The organism is Bradyrhizobium sp. UFLA05-112 (assembly GCF_053572325.1).
Genome location: NZ_JBANBK010000004.1, coordinates 1 through 22,492, shown reverse-complemented (window position 1 = coordinate 22,492; position 22,492 = coordinate 1). Strand labels below are relative to the sequence as shown.

The following is a 22,492-nucleotide window of genomic DNA, read 5'->3' as shown; positions in this document are numbered from 1 at the left end:
GCTTATTGAACTATTCGCTGACACAATTCCGATGTCAATTGGTTCAAGAACTATTGAACAAATCGGCCGCATGGTTATGATCTTGCCATGAGCCGCACGCCCTTGCATCCCACGCGCGAGCAGATCGAACTGCCGATGGTTCTCGATTGCTTGAGCGATCCGATCCGGCTGGCGATCGTCTACCAGCTCGCACAGCAGGAACGTGTCAGCAGCGAACTGCGCTGCGGCGACTTCAGCGGCCTCGGGGCCAAGTCGAATCTCGCCTATCACTTCGCCAGGCTGCGCGAATGCGGGCTGATGCAGACCCGTGTGGTGGGGACCAGCCGATTCATGCGGCTGCGCCGCGAGGATCTGGAAGCGCGTTTCCCGGGCCTGCTCGATGCCGTGATCAACTCGGCCGCCAAGGATGCCGATCGGCTTCAGCTGCTCTCTGCGTGCGAAGTGGTCGACGCGGACCAAAATTGAGCCGATCGCGCGAGAGCGCCCAATTTGCCCGACGAGTCAAAGCCTTCGCAAAATCCAGCGAGGCATCGCTCGGCAGTCGCCGGCTACTGTGCATGGGGTTGTTTTCGAGATTTTGAGTTTGGCACGGTCCGTCGAAGCGTGCCCGCCTTCGGGCTTCGTCGAGGCAGCCTTCGCTACGATGGGGCTTGCCGAGCCGAAGCTGGCCGAACCAGCGAAGGCTGGAGACCCGGCCTGGATTTGAACCAGGATAAAGAGCGATGCACCGCCCTCGCGTTGACGCTTCCGCCACCGGGCCGACCTGATCATTACCGATCGTAGTCGGGCAGGCCACCTCCACTCCTTGTTAACCCTAACTGCGTGCAAAGGGTGGGCGCGCGATGAAGGTCATGCGCCAACGGTTGTGACCGATATTGGCGTGCGCGCGCTGCACGGAAAACCCCGCCGCCGTAAGCTTGGCGGTGATCTCGTCCTCGCTGTAGCGCTGGAGTCCAATGCGCGAGCGCAGGTGGCGGTAGTCGGACAGCGCGGTCGAGACCAGTCCGACCAGGGCATCCTTCAGAAAGCCGTGGCGCGCGCCAAAGCTCAGCAGGGCTAGCACGTCTCTGAACATGCCGACCTCGGGCTGCAGGATATCGCCGAGCACCAGCTTGCCTGAAGGTTTCAGGAGCCGGCGGATCACAGAGAGCGCGGAGTCCAGCTCCGCCGGCGTCATGTATTGGACGACCGAGTTCATCACCACGAGGTCGATTGACTGCTCGGCCATCTTGCGCACGTCTTCAAGCGAGCGGACACGGATCTTGGTGTTCGGCGCAAAGCGCGCGATCAGCCGGCCACGCACGCCCGGCGCGGGCTCCGCCAGGATCAGCTTGCCGCAGGCATTCGCGACCTCGCTCGCCGACAGAGCCTCGCCGCAGGCATAGTCCAGCACCGTCGCGTCGGGCGAGGAGATATAGCCGACGATGTCCCGCGCGATGATCTGGAAGTGCAAATCGCGATGCAGCTTGCTGACATAGATCGTGTGCGTGGAGTCGTAGTAGTCGATCCAATCGTCCATGGTCTTCGAAGGTCCCGGCAAAGCGGTTCCCGGGGCAGGAACCGGCGCTGCTCGCCTGCGTTAGGGGTGCGACGACACGTCGTCAATGTCCGCGTCCTAACAGGAAGGTCTCCCGTGAGCAAAAAGCCAGATAACCACAAGATCTCATCCGATCTCGACACCCCGACCGATTTGGCATCCGCCTCGGTCGACAAGGTTTCGGAAGCGCTCAACGTGCTGCTTGCCGATGCCTTCGCGCTGTACCTGAAGACCAAGAATTTCCACTGGCACATCAGCGGCCGCCACTTCCGCGATTATCACCTGATGCTGGACGAGCAGTCGGATGCGATCTTCGCCACCACTGACCAACTCGCCGAGCGCGTCCGCAAGATCGGCGGCGCCACGCTGAAGTCGATCGGCCAGGTTGCCAAGCTCAAGACCATCAAGGACAACGACGAGGATTACGTCCCGCCCCGCGAGATGCTGCGCGAGCTGATGCAGGACAACAAGCACGTCGCAGCCGCTATGCGCAAAGCCCACGAGGTGTGCGACGAAGCCGGCGACGTCGCAAGCGCGAGCTTGCTCGAAGTCTTCATCGATGAGACCGAGCGCCGCACCTGGTTCCTGTTCGAGGCGAGCCGTCAGGAGGGCAGCAACGCGGCGTAGACCCCCGCTACGGCCCTAACGGACCGAAGCGGTAGTTGACGCCGAACATCGCGGTGTCGATCCGGCGGGTCAGCTGGATCGGCGTCGTGAAGCCAGTCGCCGCTCCGGTACCTTGCAGAGTGGGCGTCGTCGATCCGAAATCCAGATAGTTATACTCGGCGAACAGTGACCAGTTCGGCGCGAGCAGGTATTCGATCCCGCCTCCCGCCGTCCAGCCGGCGTGCGATCCGGCCCCCGCATATGGACTGGTGATGCCCATCCCGTTAACGGCATAGTCGACGGTCGATTGCGTCCAGGCGGCGCCGCCCTTGGCATAGATCAGGAGTTGCGGCTGAATGGCGTAGCCGATGCGTGCGGTCGCCGTTGCGAACCACGACATTCGCGAGCTGAGATCGTAGACATTGGGAAATAGCGGATGAGCCGGTCCGGGGACGAACTGATGGCTGCCTTTCAGGTCGGCGGCGTCGTACAGGCCCTGAACGCCGAACACCCAGCCGCCCGCCTGATAATCGCAACCGACCTGGCCGCCGCCGAGCGCGCCGCTGGTGCGCTCGCTACCGAGGTCGAGCGGCGATGCAAGGTGCGGCCTTACGTCGGTGAAGCTCGTACGGCCGGAGCCGCCGCCGACATTGGCGCCGACATAACAACCGGTCCAGCGGTAGGCGACACCGGCAGGCGCCTTGGTCACCAGCGCCCCCGGCGGCAGATCGGCAGAAAATGCCTCGGCCTCAACGCCAATGACGCCGGCCAGAACCAGCGCTGCGACCATACGATTTGCAATCATGCCCACCCCTTTTCATCCGCAAATGGATGCATGTCCGACATTAGGGGCGCGAGTGCCGCTCAGCTTGGACTGTGCGGCCCTGACAATACGGACCAGACGGCAACCAACGGATTGTTCGAACCAAATTCGGTTGGCTGTCGACCCAACGGAACAACCATCGATCGCAGGAGAGGGATTTGACGAATCCGGTGCCGTTCCGGCCCGTCCACATTTCGACGCTGGAATTTCCTCAGGACAAGCGCCTCGCGATGTGGCGCGAGATCTACGGGCGCAATATCGGCAATTTCGACATCGAGCCGATTGGCAATAGGCCGTTCCACGCCGACGTAACGTTTCATTCGTTGCCGGGCGTCGGAATCGCCGTTGGCTCGCGCTCTGCGGCGCATTACCAGGTCACACGGGCGCTGGCGGGCAGGGGCAGGGATAGCATCGTTCTCTCGATGCTGCGCGGCGGATCGGCCACCGTCACGCAGTTCGGCAAGGAGACGGCCATTGGGGTCGGCAGCGCCTGTCTGCTGACCTCAACTGATGCCTCGACAAGCACCCTGCACAACCGCGGCAGCTTCATCACATTGGCGCTGTCGCGGCCGCTGATCGCAGCGATCGTCCCGCATTTCTCGTCGACGTTGGGCCGATCCATTCCGGCCGGCAATGCCGCACTTCGGCTGCTGGGCCGATATGTCGAACTGCTGCAGGCCAGCGGCGATCTCGTGTCGCCGCAACTTGCCGACAGTGTGTCCGCCCACATCACGGACCTCGCAGCGCTCGCGATCGGCGCGCGGGGGGATCGCGCGGACGCCGCAAGGCGACGCAGCGAGGAGGACGTCCGCTTGAGCGCGATCCGGGCGGACATCACGTTGGCGCTCGGCCGCCACGACCTGTCGGCCAGCATGATCGCCGCAAACCAGGGAATTTCGCCGCGTCATTTGCGCAGGTTGTTCGAGCAGGCCGGCAGTTCGTTCTCGGCCTTCGTCCTTGCCCAACGATTGGCAAAGGCCCTTCGCATGTTGACCGACCGGCGACATAAGCGACTGAGTATCACGCAGATCGCCTATGAGGCGGGTTTCAGCGACCTGTCTTATTTCAATCGGACGTTTCGCCGCCTCCACGGCGCGACGCCGTCCGATGTCCGCAAGGCCGCGATGTCGGTCTCGGATATCGAGAGGTAGCGACGCGTGGCTGATTGGTTCGTGGCATGACAGCCCGTGACGATTGCTCCGCTGTCTTTCACTCGTAGGATGGCGTTGCAAGTGTCGGCTGTCGCTCGGCGAGCATGCGTGCGGCGGCCATGCCGACCAGCATCCCGATCATGAACAGCATGGACGCGCGCGTGCCGTAGCCGAGTGCGACGAAGGCTGGGCCCGGACAGAAGCCGGCAAAGCCCCAGCCGATGCCGAAGATCGCCGGACCGGCGATGATGCGCTGGTCGAGATCGGCTTTCGTCGGCAGCTGAAAGCTGTCGGCGAGCAGCGGCCGCGGCCGCTTCAGTACCAGGCGGAAGCCGATGAAGGCGGTCGCGACCGCGCCAAGCATCACGAACATCAGGCTCGGATCCCACGTGCCATCAGCGATGGCTGCGAGATCGAGAAAGTTGAGGACCTTGGCTGGATTGGCCATGCCGGAAATCAGGAGCCCGCCGCCGAACACGAGACCGATGATGAACTGGATCAGGATCGACATGTGCGCGCCTCAGAACAGGTGCCGGACAACGAAGGTGGTCGCAACGCCCGTGGCCATGAAGGTGAGCGTCGCGACGATGGAGCGCACCGACAGCCGCGAGATGCCGCAAACGCCGTGGCCCGAGGTGCAGCCATTGCCCCAGACCGAGCCGAAGCCGACCAGGAAGCCTGCACTGGCGAGCATGATGCCGCCCGCCGCGATCGCCTGCGCCGGCAGCGCGCCGGTCCCGAGCTGCCAAAGCATGGGCGCGGCGACGAGACCGGCTAGGAACGCGAGGCGTCCCGCCCAGTCGCGATCGATCACCGGCGGCAACAGCCGCGCCGCGATGCCGCTGACGCCGGCGATCCGGCCGCTGACCGCCATCAGCATCACCGCGGAGAGACCGATCAGTACGCCGCCGATCAGCGCGGCGATCGGAGTGAAGGTCGTGGCCATGGGTGGTTCCTCGTCACAGCGCGAACAATCTAGGCGTAATTCTACGCCCGATCGCTCACCGCTGCCACAACCGCACCAACGGCCCGTTCGCGCCCATCACCGGATCGGTCTTCGGCACCGTGACCACCGGAATCGTCTTCAGCGCCTTGGCATGCGCCTCCAGCGTCGGCCGCACCAGATCCATCGGCGGCCCCGGCGGATAGGCGCCGACCACGCAGAAATCGTTGCTCGCGGTGAGCCGCTGATGGCCCGTGCCGGCCGGCAGGATCGCAACGTCCCCGGCGGAAATCTCCAGCGCGCGACCGTGATCGCCGCCGAAGCGCACGCGGGCGTGGCCGCGCGCGACGCCGAGCACCTCATGCACGGTCGAATGATAGTGGAGATAATCGTAGACGCCGTTACGCCACGTGCCGCCCCAGCCGTTCTCCGCGAACAGGCCTTCGATGGTTTCCTCGGGGCGCTTCGGATCGAGCTTGACCGCGTCCTGATAGACCAGGAACGGCAGGATGTTGTTCGGTACGAGGCCGTCGTCTTCGAAGACGATCGCTAGCGGCTCGGCATTGTCGTGGACGACGGACATCGCGGGCTCCTGCATTGGGATAGCAGGGTTCAACGACCCTCGTGAATTGACGTTCCCTCGTCATTCCGGGCTCGCGCTTCGTGCGCCGAGGAATGGCGGAACAAAGATGCCCGGGACCAGCCCGGGCATGATGTCGTGGCAGCGATTGCGCGAAGGGCTTACGCCCGTTTTCTCTCGCGCATCAGATCGGCAAAGCGCTGGAACAGATAGTGCGAGTCGCGTGGGCCGGGTGAGGCCTCGGGGTGGTACTGCACCGAGAACACCGGCTTGCCGTCGAGCTGGATGCCGCAATTGGAGCCATCGAACAGCGACACGTGCGTCTGCGTCGCGCCCTTCGGCAGCGTCTTCTCGTCCACGGCAAAGCCGTGGTTCATCGAGGTGATCTCGACCTTACCCGTGGTCTCGTCTTTCACGGGATGGTTGGCGCCGTGATGGCCCTGATGCATCTTCTTGGTCTTGGCGCCGACGGCGAGACCGAGCATCTGGTGCCCGAGGCAGATGCCGAACGTCGGCGTGCCCGATTTGATCACTTCCCGGATCACCGGCACGGCGTATTTGCCGGTCGCGGCCGGATCGCCCGGGCCGTTCGACAGGAATACGCCATCCGGCTTCATCGCCAGGATGTCTTCGGCCGATGTGGTCGCCGGCACAACAGTCACCTTGCAGCCGACGCCGGCGAGCAGGCGCAGGATGTTGCGCTTGATGCCGTAGTCGATGGCGACGACGTTGTACGCAGGATTGTCCAGGCGGCCGAAACCTTGATTCCATTCCCAGGGCGTCTCGTCCCAGGTGAAGCGCTGACCCGAGGTGACCATGGGCACGAGGTCCATGCCCTCAAGGCCGGGCCATTCGCGCGCTTCTTCCTTCAGGCCGTGCAGGTCGAACTCGCCGTTCTTCGCGTGCGCGATCACGGCGTTCGGCATGCCCTTGCTGCGGATCAGCGCGGTCAGCGCGCGCGTGTCGATGCCGGACAGGCCGATGATGCCGCGCGCCTTCAGCCACTGGTCGAGATGGCGGGTGGCGCGGTAGTTCGAGGGATCGGTGATGGCGGTGCGCAGGATCACGCCGCGCGCGCCGGGCGTCGCGGCCATGTTCACCGTCTCGATGTCTTCCTCGTTGGTCCCGACATTGCCGATATGCGGGAAGGTGAAGGTGATGAGCTGCCCGGCATAGGACGGATCGGTCAAGATCTCCTCATAGCCGGTCATCGCGGTGTTGAAGCAGACCTCGCCGACGGCGTGTCCTTCGGCGCCGAGGCCAAAGCCTTCGAGCACCGTGCCATCGGCAAGCACGAGGAGCGCGGTCGGTTTATGGTCCGGCCAGGCGGGATCGTTTTCGGATTGTGTCATGAGCCCGCTACATAGTCCGGCGCGGCGCTGCCGTCAAAGCGGAGAAGCGCTGATTCACATGCGTTTTTGCATATTTGGCAGGCCCGCTCGGGCGGGAGCGGCGTCCGAACCGCAATTTTGCGCCAAATTGGCGCCGACTGGGGAAATAATGGACCGAAACCTCTCATCTTCCGGTCTGGCCTCCCCGGGGCGAACGGCCTAAATCAGGCGCGACACAATTGAAGGAACCAGGACCATGATGCGCGACGACATCAACGCTGCGGTGAAAGAGGCCATGAAGGCCAAGGACGAGCGCAAGCTCGGCACGCTGCGCATGGTCAATTCGACCATCAAGAACGCCGACATCGAGGCGCGCGGCAACGGCAAGCCGCCGCTTAGCGATGCCGAGTTGCTCGGCGTGCTCCAGAAGATGATCAAGCAGCGTCAGGAGGCGGTCGAACTTTATGAAAAAGGCGGCCGCGCAGAACTCGCCGCGCAGGAGCGCGAGGAGATCGCCGTCATCTCGGCCTATCTGCCCAAGCAGATGTCGGATGATGACGTGAAGAGGGCGATTTCCGATGCAATCGCCGAGACCGGCGCCGTCGGCATGAAGGACATGGGCAAGGTGATCGCCGCGTTGAAGGCGAAGTACACCGGGCAGATGGATTTCGCGAAGGCGAGTGGACTCGTGAAGGCGGCGCTGACTGGATAGGACCGTTATCCCGGGGCGACGCCAAGCGTCGAGCCCGGAATCCATCGTGCCACCGAATCCGTTGATCAATGGATTCCGGGTTCGCGCCAAGAGGCGCGCCCGGAATGATGAAAAAACTGGGGGAGGCAACCGATGATCAGCGCGATCAAGCCGTTTCGCATCGCTATCAGCGACGATATCCTCGCCGACCTCAGATCGCGCCTTGCGCGCACGCGGTGGCCAGAGGCGGAACTGGTCGACGATTGGAGCCAGGGTGCGCCGCTGACGTGGATCAAGGAGATCTGCGGGTACTGGGCCAACGATTATGACTGGCGTGCGCGGGAGGCAAAGCTCAATCGCTTCGATCAGTTCACCACCGAGATCGACGGGCTCGACATCCACTTTATCCATGCGCGCTCGAAAGAGCCGGCCGCGCTGCCGCTGATCATCACGCATGGCTGGCCTGGCTCGATCGTCGAATTCCAGAAGGTGATAGCGCCGTTGGTTGATCCCGCCGCACACGGCGGCAATCCGGCTGATGCTTTCCACGTGGTGTGCCCGTCGCTGCCGGGCTTCGGCTTCTCGGCGAAACCCAAGGCGACCGGCTGGGGCGTTGACCGCATCGCGGCGACCTGGGTGAAACTGATGGACCGCCTCGGGTACACACGTTACGGCGCGCAGGGCGGCGATTGGGGCTCGGCAGTGACGACTTCTCTCGGCGCGCAGGACGGTGAGCATTGCGCCGGCATCCACATCACGCTCGCCTTCAATTCGGCGCCGAAGGTCGAGGGCGAGCCGACGGCCGAGGAGAAGCGGGCGCTCGCCGGGCTGAAGCACTATGTCGATCTCGACGCCGGCTACGCGAAGCAGCAATCGACGCGGCCGCAGACGCTCGGCTATGGCCTCACGGATTCGCCAAGCGGGCAGGCGGCCTGGATCCTCGAAAAGTTCTGGGCCTGGACCGATTGCAACGGCCATCCCGAAAACATCTTCAGTAAGGACGAGCTGCTCGACAACGTCATGCTCTATTGGGCGACGGAAACGGCGACCTCCTCGGCGCGGCTCTATTGGGAGAGCTTTGGCAGGCGCCGCACGACGCCGGTCGTCAAGGTGCCGACGGGCGTTGCGGTGTTCCCCAAGGAGATCATCGCGCCCGTGCGCCGCTGGATGGAGCCCAATTTCCACAACATCACGCACTGGAGCGAGATGGAGAAGGGCGGCCATTTCGCCGCCTTCGAGCAACCGGACCTGTTCGTGCGCGACGTGCGAAAATTCTTCGCGACGGTGCGGATGCGGGGATGAACTCGTTCAATCGACGCAGTCAGATGATGCCAAAGATGTCTCATGCCGCGGGTCTTCACCGCGCTTCACTCGAGAAGCTGCACGATCTGGATGCGGCGCTTGAGCTCATGTATTACGGCTGGCGCGGAATGACGCTCCTGGCCGACGAATATCTTGCGAAGCAGGGCCTGTCGCGCCCGCACCATCGTATCCTCTACGTGGTGGCCCGCCAGCCCGATATCGCAATCGGCTCGCTGATCGAGACGCTCGGCATTTCCAAGCAGGCCTTGAACCGGCCGCTCAAGCTGTTGATGGAGCGTAAGCTCCTGACCGCGAAGCGCTCGCCCGAGCAGCATCGCTCCAAACTGTTGCGCCTGACGCTGGCGGGGCAACGCATCGAGCAAAGGGCATCGGACCATGAGCGCAAGGTACTGCGCCAGGCGTTCGAGCGCGTCGGGGCGCCTGGTGCTGCCGCATGGATGGCTGTCATGGAGACGATCGCCGACAGCAACTGATATCAAGTCAACTTAGTTGACATGAAAAGCGGCCTTTGCCAATCTCCTGGTCGCGAACCAGGGGAGGGCGGCGCCAAGAGCGGACAGACAATGGATCGCGCGGCCGCCGAAGAGTCTGTCGAGGCATGGGCGCGAATTGGTACGGAAAGTAACCATGCGATTTTCGGATTTCGTTCTGCTCTTCAACGCGCTCTGGTTCGGCGGTGCCTTCATCCAGTTCAGCATAGCGCAGCGCAATACACTGAAGATTCTCGTGCCGCGCGAGGAGCGGGGCAATCCGATCGCGCCGACCTTGTCGGCCAGCGTGGCGTTTTTGGGCGGGATCAATCTGCCGATCGGAATTCTTTCGCTCTATCTTGTCGTTCGGCCGCCGTTCTTCCAGCCGATCGAAGCGCAACTGGTCTTGTTCCTGTTCTTCGCCGCCTGCCACTTTAGCCAGTTCGCTTATAATCTTCCGGTCCTGATGCGCGGCGGTCGCGTCGGGGTAGCTTACTGGCCCGTGTTGAAGGGGCCGATGCTCAGGATCTTCGTCATCGACGCGGCGTTGTTCGTGGCCAATCTCGCTGTGGCGCTCCTGCTCGCGGCGCACCCCTGACCAAGGGCGAAGATCAAGCGGCACAGTGCCCGAAAGACAATTGCGGTATCTGCTGACCGCTCAACTCTCCCGTGCACGCTCTTCGAGAGCGGACTATCATTGGCGCCAAGAATACCGCGCGCGGCAAAGATCGCGCGAGGGGGATTCGCGGAGGAAGCCGATGTCCATCTCGGGCAAAGTCGATCCGGTGGTGCGCCCTGTGGCCGCGACCGACATCGCGGAGGCGCTGGCCGAAGGCCTGCGAGATTTTCAGGCGCTGCCGCTGTACGGGCTTTGCTTCGGCGTGCTCTATGCCGCCGGCGGCGTCGCCATCCTGCTCTGCCTCACCGCGTTCGGGCTGATCTATCTCGTCTATCCGCTTGCAGCAGGTTTTGCGCTGATCGGACCGTTCGTCGCCATCGGTCTTTACGAAGTCAGCCGGCGCCGCGAGCGAGGTGAGCCCGTTTCTTTCGGTGCGATCTGGTCGACGATACGCTCGCGCAGCGAGATCGGGTGGATGGCCTTCGTCACGCTGTTCATGTTTGTGGTCTGGATGTACCAGGTGCGGCTGTTGATCGCGCTGCTGCTCGGGCTGCACGCTTCCTTCTCGAGCTTGCAGGAATTCATGACGGTAGTGCTCACCACCAATGAGGGCCTGTTGTTCCTCGCCATTGGCAATGCGGTCGGTGCTGCGCTGTCGTTGATCCTGTTCTCGCTAACGGTGGTGTCGTTTCCGCTGCTGCTCGATCGCGATGTCGATTTCGTCACCGCGATGGTGACGAGCGTGCGTGCGGTCGTCACCAGCCCCTTGCCGATGATCGGCTGGGCCGCCGTGATCGTGATGCTCCTGATCGTGTCGGCGCTGCCGTACTTTCTTGGACTGGTCGTGACGCTGCCGGTGCTCGGACATGCGACCTGGCATCTCTACCGCCGCATCGTCGCGCCGGTGCCGTAGTCATGCTGTCGTCCTGGCGAACGCCAGGACCCATTACCCCAGGAAGGAGTCGTGGCGCGTCGTAACAACGAGTCTTCGCCAAATATCTCCCTGGGGTAATGGGTCCTGGATCAGCGCTCCGCTTTGCTTCGCTTGTCCAGGACGACGGCGGAGCTTGCGGCCACTACGGCGTCTTGATGCCCATCGCCTTCAGCGCGTCCAGCATTCGTTGCGGCGGGCCCATCTTGACCACCAGCGGCTTGCCGGTCTCGAGCAGGCTCTTGAGGCTCGACAGGATCGCGGGCCAGCCCTGCCGTCCGCCCGCAAGAATGTCGTCGCTGAGCGGCCGGTCGTGGCCTTCGCTCATGGTGAGCCGGACGGCGTCGCCGGCCTCTTCGATCTCGTAGGTGACGAGCGTCGGCCCGAGCTTCTCGATCAGTTCGGGCCAGTTGACGTTGAAGGTGACCGAGAGCTTTCGCGGCGGCTCGTATGCGAGGACCTCGCCGCTGATATGCAACGCGCCGTCCGGCGTGCGCACGGTGAACGCGCCGCCGAGCCGTGGCTCGACCTCGACCGCATTGCCGAAGAAATACATCCGGCTGAACTCGGCCGAGGTCAGCGCCTCCCACACTTTCTCAGGCGTGGATGCGATGTAAATGGTGTAGACCGTGAGCGGTTTGAACTGATCGATGTTCATTATTCAAATCCCTCGATGCCCACCGGCGGCGTGGTCCCGATATAAGTGACATAGACGAATTCGGGCCGCGGCATTACGCGACGTCCTTCTTTGAATAGCTTGGCGGCACGATCTCGATGGTGCGGCCGCTCTCGAGCAAGCTCTTCAGGTTCGACAGCACCATCGGCCAGCCGCCGGAGATGTCGCGCAGGGTCTTGCCGTCCTCACCGAGCTGGTCATGCGTGACCGTCAGCTTGACGACCTTGCCGCGTGGTTCGAGATCGAAGGTGACGCGCGAGATCCCTTCGCCCGCGGCTTCGGGCTTGCGATTGTGCCAGCTATAGGCGAGCCGCCTTGTTGGATCGAAGGTGATGACCTCGCCCTCCACCGTCGGATTGCCGTTGTTGGTCAAACGGTAGGGCGCGCCTTGCTTCCAGTCCGAGGTGATGCGATGGCCGAACCAGTAGCGTTCGGTGAAATCGCCATCGGTCAACGCCTGCCACAGCGCCTCGAGCGAGGTCTCGATATAGGTCACGTACTCATAACTCGGCTTACTCATCGCGCTTCTCCAGTTGACGTTTCAACTCGCTGAGCGCGGCGAGTTTCCCGCGCTCGAATTTTTTGATCCAGCGTTCGCCGATCTGATGGATCGGTACCGGGTTGAGGTAGTGCAGCTTCTCGCGGCCATGCCTGAAGGTGGTGACCAGGTTGGCCTCTTCGAGAATGGCAAGGTGCTTGGTGACGGCCTGGCGCGTCATCTCCAGGCCCTCGCAGAGCTCGTTCAGCGTCTGGCCGTTTTTGGCGTGAAGCCTGTCCAAGAGCGACCGTCTCGAGGCGTCGGCCAGCGCTTTGAAGACCTCATCCATGGCGGGATAATAGGCAACCAAATAGTTGCATGTCAAGCGTCGTCATTCCGGGGCATCGCAGCGATGAACCCGGAATCTCGCAATTCCGGATAACCGCTGCATGGTTTCCGGAATGACTGCCTTGATCTCGAGATCATGTTTTCGGCACGGTCCCTGTGTTAGCGTTCTGTCTCAGCCAACGGAGATTGGTTCCGGGGGGAAACATGTTTCGTCGCGTCCAACTCGCTGCCTGCCTCGTCCTTTTTGCTTGCAGCACCGTCCACGCCCAGAAGCAGCAGATGATCGGCGCCCCGCCCGAAGCCTCCAACATGAAGCTGGTCGGGTATAACGACCTCCAGGCGCGCAGCGCCTATCAGCCGACCATTCATCACCAGGGCGATCGCTGGATCGCCTATATCGGACATCACGGCGGCACGGACGACGTGCCCAATCCCGTCAATCCGCTGACGGGTCAGGCCGAGCCGAACGGCACCTCGATCGTCGACGTCACGGACCCCGCGCATCCCAAGTATCTGCGCCATTTGCCGGGTCAGGAGGGCAAGTACGAATCCGGTGGCGCGCAGATGGTGCGGGTGTGCGACGGCAAGTCGTTGCCCAAGGGCGATGCCAATGCCGTCTACATGCTCCGCACCTTCGGCAGCGAGGCGCATGAGATCTGGAACGTCGCCGATCCCGCCAATCCTGTGCTCGTCACGCGCCTTGGCGGCCTGAAGGACACGCACAAGAGCTGGTGGGAATGCGACACCGGCATTGCCTATCTCGTCTCGGGTGCGCCGGACTGGCGCACGCGCCGCATGACACAGGTCTATGATCTCAGCGATCCCGCACATCCGCAAAAGGTCCGCGACTTCGGCTTGCCTGGCCAGGAGCCCGGCGCGACCGGCGCGGTGCCGACCGAATTGCACGGACCGATTTCGACCGGGCCCACGGGCAACCGCGTCTATTTCGGCTACGGCACCAATAAGGGCGGCATCTTGCAGATCGTCGATCGCGAGAAGCTCTTGAACGGCGGCAAGGAGCCGACGCCGGAGAACCTGCGCTATCCCGAAATCGCGCGCCTGCCGATGTCCGCCTTCAACGGCGCGCATACGACGTTCCCGATGCTCGACATGCCCGTCGCCGAGTTCGCCGAGGACAAGGACGGCAAGACGCGTGATATCGTGATGATCGTCGACGAGGCGATATTGAACGAATGCGGTGAGGCGCGGCAGATGGTGTGGTTCGCCGACGTTACGACCGAAGTGCGGCCGATGATCGTTTCGAGCTACACGGTGCCCGAGGCGAGCGGGCAGTTCTGCCAGCGCGGGGGCCGTTTCGGCTCACATTCGTCGAATGAGAGCATGGCGCCGGTCTACTACAAGAGGATGGCCTTCATTGCCTTCTTCAATGCCGGCGTACGCGCGCTCGATATCCGCGATCCCTACCACCCCAAGGAGGTCGGCTATTTCATCCCGGCGATCACACAGGCAACCGACAAGCGCTGCATCCCGATCGAAGGCGGCGAGCGCTGCAAGGTCGCGATCCAGACCAACAATGTCGAGACCGATGACCGCGGCTACATCTACATCGTCGATCGCGCCAACACCGGCCTGCACATTCTGGAGCTGACGGGCTCCGCACGCGCCGTCGCCGGCCTGCCGAAGAACTGACGATGCGGCGCGCGGCGATCATATTGGCCTCCGCAATCGCGCTCGGCGCGTCCGGGGTCGGCGCGTATCAACTCGCGCCGGTGCCGGCCGAGACATCGGTCCATTGGCGGGAGACCGCCTGGCCGTTCCCGCGTGATGGCTGGCCTGCGGGCCGTGCGTTTCGCTGCGGTGGGGCTTGCGCGGGCACCGAGCTCTACGTCCGCGCAAAGCTCGGCTTCTGCAATTGCGACCGTGGCGTCGTCGATGATGACGAGGTCGATCGCGTGGCCGATCTCGACTTGATCAACCCGCATTTTGCAGCGACAGCGCCGGGCGAAGCGGTGCGCGTCGGCAAGTTGTACGGCCGCGCCGGGCATTACGATCTCGACATGTCGGACGGTGCGCGCCATGCGGCGATCGGCATTGCCCTGTCGCGTCGCTGCGATCTGCTGGTCGCGGTGGTGCAGGGCGCAGGCGAGGTGCGCGCGATGCAGCGCGCCGCGATTGAGTTCTTGGAGACGCAGGAGATGAAGCGATGGATGATTGCGGCACTGGACGGAAGGTGAGAGGCGCACGATCGTGCCGCTCGCACCGCCGTCATCACCCGCTTTCGCGAAAGCGGATGATCCAGTAGTGTAGAGACGGTCACGGGATACGGAGGGGCCGCGGCGTACCGGATACCCCGCCTGCGCGGGGTATGACGATGGCGTTTGTGGATTCTGCGTGCGACACACGTCGAGCTTTCGCCGCCGCACCAAACGTGCATTAATTCGACGACAACTCCCTCAGCGAGTCCGCCCCATGATGTCCTTGCAAGCCTATCTCGCCTTCGTCGCTGCCTGCATTGCGCTGGCGCTGTTGCCTGGTCCGATCGTCACGCTCGTCATCGCCAATGGCCTCAGGCATGGAACCCGGGCGGCGCTGACCAACGTTGCGGGCGCGCAGGCGGGGCTGGCGATCGTGATCGGCGTCGTCGCGATCGGGCTGACCTCACTGATGGCGACCATGGGCTACTGGTTCGACTGGGTACGCTTTGCCGGTGCCGCCTATCTGATCTGGCTCGGCATCAAGCTGATCTGGGCGCCGGTCGAGGGCGTCAAGGTCGACGAGCCGCCGGCGCCGCCGCGCGGCGGTTTCTTCCTGCAAGGCTTCTTGGTGCTGCTGTCGAACCCCAAGGTGCTGGTGTTTTTCGGCGCCTTCATTCCGCAGTTCATGGACATGAACCGCGATCACTTCCCGCAGGTCGCGCTGCTGGGTGCAACGTTTATGGTGACGGCAGCGATGACGGACGCGCTCTATGCCACGGCTGCCGGCCGCGCGCGAAAATTCTTCTCGGCGCGCCGCACGCGGATGATGTCGCGCGTCTCCGGCGGCTTCATGATCGGTGGCGGTATCTGGCTGGCGCTGACAAGGGCGAAGTGAGGGCTACACCAACCTCTCCGCCCGCAGCTCCGCTTCGACCTCGGCAAAAATCCTCGCCAGCCGTTCCGCCCATCGCTGCTGGCCGGATTGGTCGTTGATCAAATCCTGGCGGATCTCGATGCCGGTGTTCAGGAGGCCGCGGGCCTCGCCGTGGACGGGGATGGCGTAGTCGGTTAGGTCGCTCACCGCATAAGGCTCGTTGTCGCCGACGACGAGATCGCTCTCGCTGCGTAGATGTTTGAGCAGGAGGTGCGGCAGCACGGTGTCGCGGTGATAGAGCGTGCCGATGTGCCAGGGGCGCGCAACGCCGGCGTAGACCGGCGTGAAGCTGTGCAGCGCGACCAGCACGGTCGGGCGCTTGGCATGAACGCGCGCGTCGATCACCGCATTGATACGGCCGTGATAGGGATCGAAAATCTCGCGGCGTCGCGCCTCGCGCTCTCCTTCCGAAATCCCCTCATTGCGCGGGATCGCCGTTGCCTCCGAGATCACGGGGATCGAGCTTGCGACGCCCGGCGGGCGGTTGCAGTCGATCACGAGCCGCGAGTAGCGCTGTGCGATAAGGTGCGCATCAAGCATCCCAGCGAGCCGCTCGGCGACGCCGGCAATCCCGATGTCCCAGGCGATGTGTCGTGTCAGCTCGCTTTCGGCGACGCCGAGATCGCCGAGCGCGTGCGGCAGCGCGCGCCCGTAATGATCGCAAGTGAGCAGGAAGGGCGCGCCTCCTGCCGCATTCGTCTCGTGCACCGGCGGACTATCGCCTTTGCCGAGAAGCTGATTCGTCGTGCCGGCCGCCTCTAAAACCATCCTGATTGCCTATGGAAAATGCACCCCGCTCTTAAAATTGAGCAGCCAACGCTATAGATTAGCCGGCCCAGAATCACCATGATTGCCTTACGATGCCGCTGCTCACGATTCATCACAAGACCGAATATCGCTACAACCGCCCCGTGGCGTTCGGCGAGCATCGCATCATGCTGCGCCCGCGCGACAGTCATGATCTGCGCGTGCTCGACAGCCGGCTCGACATCTCGCCTCAGCCGATGTCGCTGCACTGGATCCATGACGTGTTCGGCAACTCGGTCGCGATCGCGAATTTCGACGAGCGCGCGGACGTCTTGACGTTCGACTGGCACGTCACCGTCGAGCACAATCCGGTCGAGGAGTTCGCGCTGACGCCGGACGATCCGGCCTATTTCTATCCCTTCGTCTATGACGACGAGGAATTCCCCGATCTCGGCCACTACATCACGCCGCAATATGCCGATGCCGACGGCGGGCTGTCGGAATGGGCGCGCAGCTTCCTCGACGAGGAGGCGCCGACGCCGACGTTCAAGATCCTGAGCGGCATGACGCACGGCATCCGCAAGGCCTTCAAGTATCGCAAGCGTCACGAGCAGGGCACGCAGCATCCGCTCGATACGCTGCAAAGGGGCACCGGCACCTGCCGCGACTATGCGCTATTCATGATCGAGGCGCTGCGCCGGCTCGGCATCGCCGCGCGATTCGTATCCGGCTACATCTTCGTGCCGGAGGATCTCGAGACGCGCCATGTCGGCGGCGGCTCGACGCATGCCTGGGTGCAGGTGTACCTGCCGAGCGCGGGCTGGATCGAGTTCGACCCGACCAACGGCATCGTCGGCACGCGCGATCTGATCCGCGTCGCGGTGGCCCGCGTCCGCGCCAGGCGATCCCGCTGCATGGGGTCTATCTCGGCTCGGCCGAGGCGTTCGAGGCCATGGAGGTGAACATCAAGGTGGTCTCGGACGACCAAGAGACCGACGAAGAGCTGGAGCCAGAGGTATTGTAGATGGACATCAAGGTCGGCTTCGAGATTGCTTACGCTGCGCCACAGTCGACGCCGATGGTGATCATGCTCAACATCCACCCCTCGCGCCAGGCCGACATCATCGGCAAGGAGACGGTGGTGGCCGAGCCAGATGTGCCGATCCGCTTCTATCATGACAGCTTTGGCAATGTTTGCGGCCGCCTGGTTGCACCCGCGGGTGGCGTCACGCTGAAAGGCGGCGCGCTGGTGCGCGACACCGGCCTGGCGGACGAGGTGATGCCGACCGCGCAGCAATTGCCGATCGAGCAGCTGCCCAACGAGCTGCTGCTCTATCTGATGCCGAGCCGCTATTGCGAGACCGACAAGCTCACCGACATCGCCTGGTCGCTGTTCGCCAAAAGTGAACCTGGTTGGAAGCGCGTCTGCGCGATCACCGAGTTCGTGCACCAGCACGTCACCTTCGGTTATGAGCACGCCCATCACATGAAGTCAGCGCACGACGTCTATGAAAGCCGTTCCGGCGTCTGTCGCGACTTTGCGCATCTCGCGGTCGCCTTCTGCCGCTGCATGGGCATTCCGGCGCGCTACTGCACCGGGTACATGGGCGACATCGGCATTCCGGCCGAGCCGTTCCCGATGGATTTTTCCGGTTGGTTTCAGGTCTATCTTTCTGGCAAGTGGCTCACCTTCGATGCCCGCCACAATGTCCCGCGCATCGGCCGCATCCTGATGGCGACGGGACGCGACGCTGCCGACGTCGCGCTGTCGACGAGCTTTGGCCGGATGGAGTTGAAGAAGTTCGAGGTGGTCAGCGATGAGGTGGTGAAGGCGGCGTGAGCCGTCGCGCCACCGTCGGTGATAGGCAATGCCTCCCAATGTCGTCCTGGCTTTCGTCAGGACGACATTGAGGGGGTGGCGCTGTTGTTCCGTAGAATTGACGGCTATAGACACCCCATGACCGATCGTCTCTTCGTCTACGGCACCTTGATGCGCGGCTTCGACCATCCGATGGCGCGGCTCTTGGCGGCGCATGCTGATTTCCTTGGGGATGCGACCTGCCGCGGCCGGCTCGTTCTCGTGAAGCATTATCCGGGGCTCCTGCTATCGGACACACCGTCCGACCTCGTGCACGGCGAACTCTTTCGCCTCCGCGCGCCTGACGAGTTGCTGCGCGAGCTCGACATGTATGAGGCCTGCGGCGAGGGCTTTCCCGAGCCGACCGAATATCTGCGCGCGCTCATCGACGTCACGCTCGCAGATGGCGCAACCGGGAACGCCTGGACCTACGTCTACAACTGGCCGGTCACGGACCTGCCCCGCATCGCGTCCGGCAGATTCCTCGAGGACTAGCCCGCCAGCACCTCGCGCACCACGCGCACGTCGACCTCGCGCTCGACGTAGGACCACTCCTCGGTCGTGCGCAGCATTGCGACCAGCTCCTCGAACAGCGAGGCGTGTGCCGGTGCGAATTCGAACCAGGTCAGGAAGTCGAAGGGCTCGCCGAGATCGCGGCAGTGATAGAGCTGCCGCGCGACCGCCGGCAAAAAGCGCAGGCTGCTGGCGATATGGTGTGACTTGTCCTCGAAGATCCTGCGCCGCTCTTCGGCCGTGAGGTCCCACCAGGCCTGCGATTTGCGGATCGGGATCAGCGCGGCGCAAGTCGCCTCGGGGCGGCCGAGCCCGGCCTGCACCGCGACGAGCTGCTCCTTCTCGGCGCGCTCGGTGTAGCGGAGATAGCTTGCGACGCCGACCAGCCGCCACGAATTGCGCGAGGGCACAAGCGGCAGCGCGGCCGCCTCGCTGTCGACCACCGACAGCGCCGGCATGAATGGCAGGGGATCACCCTTCACGGGTGAGATCGAGGTGACGCGCCAACCCCCGCTGTGGCCGCCTCGAAAGGTCGTGAACATGGGAGCATGGAAGCGCGGAACACTGCGGGGTTCAAGCGCGACGTGGCGGGAAAGCCCCTGTGAATATCCGGGAGAAACCCCACGACCGTCGTATTTCCGTGAGCCAGCCCTATATGCCTAGCCGGCTGGTACAGGGCCCCGACTCACGTCTAGAATCACCTTATGCGCTTCACGCCCCAATTCCTCGACGAGCTGCGTGCCCGGCTTTCGGTCTCCGAGGTCGTGGGCAAGCGCGTGAAGCTGAAGAAGGCGGGGCGCGAGTGGAAGGGGCTGTCGCCGTTCCAGCAGGAGAAGACGCCGTCCTTCTACGTCAACGACCAGAAGGGTTTTTACCACGACTTCTCCTCCGGCAAGCACGGCGACATCATCAACTTCGTGATGGAGACCGACGGCCTGCCGTTCGGCGAAGCGGTCGAGCGGCTTGCCAACATGGCCGGCCTGCCGCTGCCGGCGGCAACCCCGGATGCCGCGCGGCACGAGCAGCGGCGCCGGACACTGCATGACGTCATGGAGCTCGCCGCAAAGTTCTTTGCCGAGACGCTGGCCTCGCGCCTCGGCGCCAAGGCGCGGGGCTATCTCGCCGATCGCGCCATCTCGCCTGCGACGCAGTTGCAATTCCGCCTCGGCTATGCGCCGCCGCCACCCGAGCGCTTCGCGTTGAAGGAGTATCTCGGCAAGCAGGGCGTTTCCGTCGACGACATGGTCGAGACCGGCCTGCTCGTGGCAGGCAACGATATCCCCGTGCCGTACGACCGCTTCCGCGATCGCGTGATGTTTCCAATCACGGACTTGCGCGGCCGCGTCATCGCCTTCGGCGGGCGGGCGCTGGAGAAGGACGTCCCGGCCAAATACCTGAATTCGCCGGAGACGCCGCTCTTTCACAAGGGCGACAATCTCTACAACCACGCCACCGCGCGGAAAGCTGCGCATGACGGTGCGGCGCTGATCGTGGTCGAAGGCTATGTCGACGTCATCGCCATGGTCACCGCGGGCTTTGCAGGCAGTGTCGCCCCGCTCGGCACCGCGCTGACCGAAAGCCAGCTCGCTCTGCTCTGGAAGATGGCGGACGAGCCGATCCTTTGCTTCGATGGCGACAAGGCCGGGCAGAAGGCGGCCTATCGTGCTGCGGACCTCGCCTTGCCATTCCTCGCGCCCGGAAAGAGCCTGCGCTTCGCGCTGCTGCCGGAGGGGCAGGACCCAGACGATCTGGTGCGCTCCGGCGGCCGCGGCGCGGTCGAGGAAGTGATCGCGGCGGCGCGCCCGCTTGCGGACGTGATCTGGTCGCGCGAGCTCGAAGGCGGCAGCTTTGTCACGCCCGAGCGCCGCGCTGCGCTGGAGGCGCGCATCAATGAACTCAGCAACGGCATCCGCGACGAGGTCGTGCGCCGCTATTATCGCCAGGATCTGGCCGAGCGCCTCCAGCGCACCTTTGCGCCTGAAGGCGGTGGCCGCGGCGGCTTCGCCGGTCGCGGTAATTTCCGCTCGCAACCCGGCCGCTCCTTCCAGCCTCGCGGCGGGAGCGGTGCGAATCGATTCGCCGGCCAGGGGCGCCGCGGCGGCCCGATTCCCACCTCGCTCCCCTCCGGCCCCTACCAGGCGGCGAGCCCGCAGCTTGCGGCAAGCCCGATCATGCGAGGACAGCGCAGCGCCATCTCCCGGCGGGAAGCGCTGATCCTGCAAAGCCTGATCAACCACCCCTGGCTGCTGCACGACCATCTGGAGGAGGTGGCCGCGCTGGAGCTTGCCCACCCCGAGGCCCACAAGCTCCGCGCCGGTATTATCGCGGCCTTCGCCAACGACCATCACCACAGCCCGGACCCCTCGGAGCAGGCCGAGAAGATGCGTGCCGACCTCGATCGGAGTGGATTTTCTCCGCTACTTCAAAGGGTTGAGCGAGCCATCACGACCCAGGCCGTGTTCGGGGCCCGTGAGGGCGCGGCGCGGGATGACGTTCTTGCCACATGGAATCAGCTCGTCGCCTTGCATCGGCAGTGGCATTCACTACTTAGGGAGCTGAAGGATGCCGAGCTGGCCTTGGGGGAAGACCCCAGCGAGGCCAATTTGGCGTGGCTGCGTGACGTCAAGGCCAGGATGGCCGAGGTCGACGGTACCGAGGCCCTGATCGAGGGTTTTGGCGAGCTGTCGGGCCGGTTTCAGAAGAGCGTGTGAAACGAAGAATCATGCGGACGGCCGGGGCCGGAACCGCAAAAAGACTCGCCAAATCCAAGGTTTGGCGGCAGAAACAGGGTTAATCGAGGCTTAACGGTCTTGTAGCACTTTGGCCAACAGGCGGCCGCAGGCAAAACAGACGCGTCAGGAATAAATCCGCGCATTCGCTGTTGGCACTCTACCTGCATTCGCCGGCGACAAAGGTGCTTACGAAGCGTTAGGCAAATCCGGCGAGAGAAGTTCTAGGGTGGCGATAGAGGTTTGCGCCGCCCTTTCCGTGTCGAGATCTGACGAAGCGAGAGCGTCGAAACAAGTTCAAGTGAATTCAGGCAGGCGCCGTGCGAGCCGCCTGTATGAAGCGCGTTTAGGAGCAATGGATGGCCACCAAGGCAAAGACGCTGCAGGCGAAGGACAAGGAAAAGGACGACAAGGCAGCGGACGCTCCGGAGAAGGATTCCCAGGACGCGCCCTCGCCGTTGCTCGACCTGTCCGACGCGGCAGTGAAGAAGATGATCAAGCAGGCCAAGAAGCGCGGCTTCGTGACCTTTGATCAACTTAACGAAGTCTTGCCGTCCGACCAGACCTCGCCCGAGCAGATCGAGGACATCATGTCCATGCTCTCGGACATGGGCATCAACGTCACCGAAGCCGACGACAGCGAAGGCGAGGAGGACAAGGACGAGGGCGGCGAGGACGAGACCGACAACGAGCTCGTCGAGGTCACCCAGAAGGCCGTCACCGAGGTCAAGAAGAGCGAGCCGGGCGAGCGCACCGACGATCCCGTGCGCATGTATCTGCGCGAGATGGGCACGGTCGAATTGCTCTCGCGTGAGGGCGAAATCGCAATTGCAAAACGCATCGAGGCCGGCCGCGAGGCGATGATCGCTGGCCTCTGCGAAAGCCCGCTGACCTTCCAGGCCATCATCATCTGGCGCGACGAGCTCAACGAAGGCAAGATCTTCCTCCGCGACATCATCGATCTCGAAGCGACCTATGCCGGCCCGGATGCCAAGGGCGGCATGAACACCGCGATGATCGGCGGTCCCGCCGGGGAGAACGGCGAAGC

The 22,492-nt window shown here is 63.6% G+C and carries 26 protein-coding genes and 1 pseudogene; 16 read left to right on the top strand and 11 right to left on the bottom strand.

Annotation, left to right across the window (positions count from 1 at the left end; all coding sequences use genetic code 11):
- The first annotated feature begins 87 nt into the window (after positions 1 to 87).
- The gene (locus tag SO180_RS03605) at positions 88 to 465 is read left to right on the top strand and encodes an ArsR/SmtB family transcription factor (RefSeq protein ID WP_449377448.1); all 378 of its coding nucleotides are present in this window, start codon (positions 88 to 90) and stop codon (positions 463 to 465) included.
- Positions 466 to 814: 349 nt separating this feature from the next.
- On the opposite strand, the gene SO180_RS03600 is transcribed toward SO180_RS03605, so the two are convergent.
- Positions 815 to 1,519, bottom strand: a complete 705-nt coding sequence (locus SO180_RS03600) for a class I SAM-dependent methyltransferase (protein WP_449377447.1) — start codon at positions 1,517 to 1,519, stop codon at positions 815 to 817.
- A 114-nt stretch (positions 1,520 to 1,633) separates the two neighbouring features.
- On the opposite strand from SO180_RS03600, the gene SO180_RS03595 reads away from it, so the two are divergent.
- Positions 1,634 to 2,164, top strand: coding sequence for a Dps family protein (locus tag SO180_RS03595; protein ID WP_449377446.1), 531 nt, complete (start codon positions 1,634 to 1,636; stop codon positions 2,162 to 2,164).
- Positions 2,165 to 2,171: 7 nt separating this feature from the next.
- On the opposite strand, the gene SO180_RS03590 is transcribed toward SO180_RS03595, so the two are convergent.
- Positions 2,172 to 2,948 (bottom strand): outer membrane protein, encoded by a 777-nt coding sequence (locus SO180_RS03590; RefSeq protein ID WP_449377445.1) that lies wholly within the window; start codon positions 2,946 to 2,948, stop codon positions 2,172 to 2,174.
- A gap of 176 nt (positions 2,949 to 3,124) precedes the next feature.
- Between SO180_RS03590 and SO180_RS03585 the strand changes: the two genes are divergently transcribed.
- On the top strand, positions 3,125 to 4,117 hold the full coding sequence (locus SO180_RS03585; protein ID WP_449377444.1) for a helix-turn-helix domain-containing protein: 993 nt from the start codon (positions 3,125 to 3,127) through the stop codon (positions 4,115 to 4,117).
- 58 nt (positions 4,118 to 4,175) lie between these two features.
- On the opposite strand, the gene SO180_RS03580 is transcribed toward SO180_RS03585, so the two are convergent.
- From SO180_RS03580 to carA, 4 genes are all read right to left on the bottom strand, one after another.
- On the bottom strand, positions 4,176 to 4,628 hold the full coding sequence (locus SO180_RS03580; RefSeq protein ID WP_449377443.1) for a DUF6691 family protein: 453 nt from the start codon (positions 4,626 to 4,628) through the stop codon (positions 4,176 to 4,178).
- Between the two features lie 9 nt (positions 4,629 to 4,637).
- Complete coding sequence (locus SO180_RS03575) at positions 4,638 to 5,063, bottom strand: YeeE/YedE family protein (RefSeq protein ID WP_449377442.1); 426 nt, start codon at positions 5,061 to 5,063, stop codon at positions 4,638 to 4,640.
- A 55-nt stretch (positions 5,064 to 5,118) separates the two neighbouring features.
- On the bottom strand, positions 5,119 to 5,643 hold the full coding sequence (locus tag SO180_RS03570; protein WP_449377441.1) for a hypothetical protein: 525 nt from the start codon (positions 5,641 to 5,643) through the stop codon (positions 5,119 to 5,121).
- Positions 5,644 to 5,801: 158 nt separating this feature from the next.
- Complete coding sequence (gene carA, locus SO180_RS03565) at positions 5,802 to 6,992, bottom strand: glutamine-hydrolyzing carbamoyl-phosphate synthase small subunit (protein ID WP_449377440.1); 1,191 nt, start codon at positions 6,990 to 6,992, stop codon at positions 5,802 to 5,804.
- Positions 6,993 to 7,227: 235 nt separating this feature from the next.
- Here carA and SO180_RS03560 point away from each other — a divergent pair, with 235 nt between their 5' ends.
- The 5 genes from SO180_RS03560 to SO180_RS03540 all read left to right on the top strand — a co-directional run bounded on the left by SO180_RS03560 (position 7,228) and on the right by SO180_RS03540 (position 10,987).
- The gene (locus tag SO180_RS03560) at positions 7,228 to 7,683 is read left to right on the top strand and encodes a GatB/YqeY domain-containing protein (RefSeq protein ID WP_449377439.1); all 456 of its coding nucleotides are present in this window, start codon (positions 7,228 to 7,230) and stop codon (positions 7,681 to 7,683) included.
- Positions 7,684 to 7,818: 135 nt separating this feature from the next.
- Complete coding sequence (locus SO180_RS03555; RefSeq protein ID WP_449377580.1) at positions 7,819 to 8,964, top strand: epoxide hydrolase family protein; 1,146 nt, start codon at positions 7,819 to 7,821, stop codon at positions 8,962 to 8,964.
- 26 nt (positions 8,965 to 8,990) lie between these two features.
- Positions 8,991 to 9,458 (top strand): MarR family winged helix-turn-helix transcriptional regulator, encoded by a 468-nt coding sequence (locus SO180_RS03550; protein WP_449377579.1) that lies wholly within the window; start codon positions 8,991 to 8,993, stop codon positions 9,456 to 9,458.
- Between the two features lie 154 nt (positions 9,459 to 9,612).
- Positions 9,613 to 10,053, top strand: coding sequence for a hypothetical protein (locus tag SO180_RS03545; protein WP_449377438.1), 441 nt, complete (start codon positions 9,613 to 9,615; stop codon positions 10,051 to 10,053).
- 160 nt (positions 10,054 to 10,213) lie between these two features.
- Entirely contained in the window at positions 10,214 to 10,987 is a 774-nt protein-coding gene (locus SO180_RS03540) for a DUF2189 domain-containing protein (RefSeq protein WP_449377437.1), read from the top strand.
- 163 nt (positions 10,988 to 11,150) lie between these two features.
- On the opposite strand, the gene SO180_RS03535 is transcribed toward SO180_RS03540, so the two are convergent.
- The 3 genes from SO180_RS03535 to SO180_RS03525 form a co-directional block, all read right to left on the bottom strand.
- Positions 11,151 to 11,663 carry an SRPBCC family protein gene (locus tag SO180_RS03535; protein ID WP_449377436.1) on the bottom strand — a complete coding sequence of 171 codons (513 nt, stop codon included), beginning with the start codon at positions 11,661 to 11,663 and terminating at the stop codon, positions 11,151 to 11,153.
- Between the two features lie 73 nt (positions 11,664 to 11,736).
- Positions 11,737 to 12,201, bottom strand: a complete 465-nt coding sequence (locus tag SO180_RS03530) for an SRPBCC family protein (protein WP_449377435.1) — start codon at positions 12,199 to 12,201, stop codon at positions 11,737 to 11,739.
- Positions 12,194 to 12,508, bottom strand: coding sequence for an ArsR/SmtB family transcription factor (locus tag SO180_RS03525; RefSeq protein ID WP_449377578.1), 315 nt, complete (start codon positions 12,506 to 12,508; stop codon positions 12,194 to 12,196). Before SO180_RS03525 ends, SO180_RS03530 begins: the two co-directional genes overlap by 8 nt.
- Before the next feature lie 203 nt (positions 12,509 to 12,711).
- On the opposite strand from SO180_RS03525, the gene SO180_RS03520 reads away from it, so the two are divergent.
- The 3 genes from SO180_RS03520 (at position 12,712) to SO180_RS03510 (ending at position 15,558) form a co-directional block, all read left to right on the top strand.
- Positions 12,712 to 14,157 carry an LVIVD repeat-containing protein gene (locus SO180_RS03520; RefSeq protein ID WP_449377434.1) on the top strand — a complete coding sequence of 482 codons (1,446 nt, stop codon included), beginning with the start codon at positions 12,712 to 12,714 and terminating at the stop codon, positions 14,155 to 14,157.
- A 2-nt stretch (positions 14,158 to 14,159) separates the two neighbouring features.
- Positions 14,160 to 14,702 (top strand): hypothetical protein, encoded by a 543-nt coding sequence (locus tag SO180_RS03515; protein ID WP_449377433.1) that lies wholly within the window; start codon positions 14,160 to 14,162, stop codon positions 14,700 to 14,702.
- 235 nt (positions 14,703 to 14,937) lie between these two features.
- On the top strand, positions 14,938 to 15,558 hold the full coding sequence (locus tag SO180_RS03510) for a LysE family translocator (RefSeq protein ID WP_084801570.1): 621 nt from the start codon (positions 14,938 to 14,940) through the stop codon (positions 15,556 to 15,558).
- A 3-nt stretch (positions 15,559 to 15,561) separates the two neighbouring features.
- On the opposite strand, the gene SO180_RS03505 is transcribed toward SO180_RS03510, so the two are convergent.
- Positions 15,562 to 16,365 carry an N-formylglutamate amidohydrolase gene (locus SO180_RS03505; RefSeq protein WP_449377432.1) on the bottom strand — a complete coding sequence of 268 codons (804 nt, stop codon included), beginning with the start codon at positions 16,363 to 16,365 and terminating at the stop codon, positions 15,562 to 15,564.
- A 92-nt stretch (positions 16,366 to 16,457) separates the two neighbouring features.
- On the opposite strand from SO180_RS03505, the pseudogene SO180_RS03500 reads away from it, so the two are divergent.
- The 3 genes and pseudogenes from SO180_RS03500 to SO180_RS03490 all read left to right on the top strand — a co-directional run bounded on the left by SO180_RS03500 (position 16,458) and on the right by SO180_RS03490 (position 18,697).
- A pseudogene (locus tag SO180_RS03500) lies at positions 16,458 to 17,368 on the top strand (transglutaminase family protein).
- A complete protein-coding gene (locus SO180_RS03495) occupies positions 17,369 to 18,184 on the top strand; it encodes a transglutaminase-like domain-containing protein (RefSeq protein ID WP_449377431.1) in 816 nt (271 codons plus the stop codon).
- Between the two features lie 117 nt (positions 18,185 to 18,301).
- Positions 18,302 to 18,697 carry a gamma-glutamylcyclotransferase family protein gene (locus SO180_RS03490; RefSeq protein ID WP_449377430.1) on the top strand — a complete coding sequence of 132 codons (396 nt, stop codon included), beginning with the start codon at positions 18,302 to 18,304 and terminating at the stop codon, positions 18,695 to 18,697.
- Here the strand turns inward: SO180_RS03490 and SO180_RS03485 are convergent.
- Positions 18,694 to 19,257: a chlorite dismutase family protein gene (locus SO180_RS03485; RefSeq protein ID WP_449377429.1), complete on the bottom strand. Its 564-nt coding sequence runs from the start codon at positions 19,255 to 19,257 to the stop codon at positions 18,694 to 18,696. The two genes, SO180_RS03490 and SO180_RS03485, sit on opposite strands and share 4 nt — an antisense overlap.
- Positions 19,258 to 19,419: 162 nt before the next feature.
- Here SO180_RS03485 and dnaG point away from each other — a divergent pair, with 162 nt between their 5' ends.
- Together dnaG and SO180_RS03475 are read left to right on the top strand one after the other, a co-directional pair.
- On the top strand, positions 19,420 to 21,426 hold the full coding sequence (dnaG, locus tag SO180_RS03480; protein ID WP_449377428.1) for a DNA primase: 2,007 nt from the start codon (positions 19,420 to 19,422) through the stop codon (positions 21,424 to 21,426).
- A 377-nt stretch (positions 21,427 to 21,803) separates the two neighbouring features.
- The coding region (locus SO180_RS03475; protein ID WP_449377427.1) for an RNA polymerase sigma factor region1.1 domain-containing protein at positions 21,804 to 22,492 on the top strand (689 nt) is incomplete at its 3' end.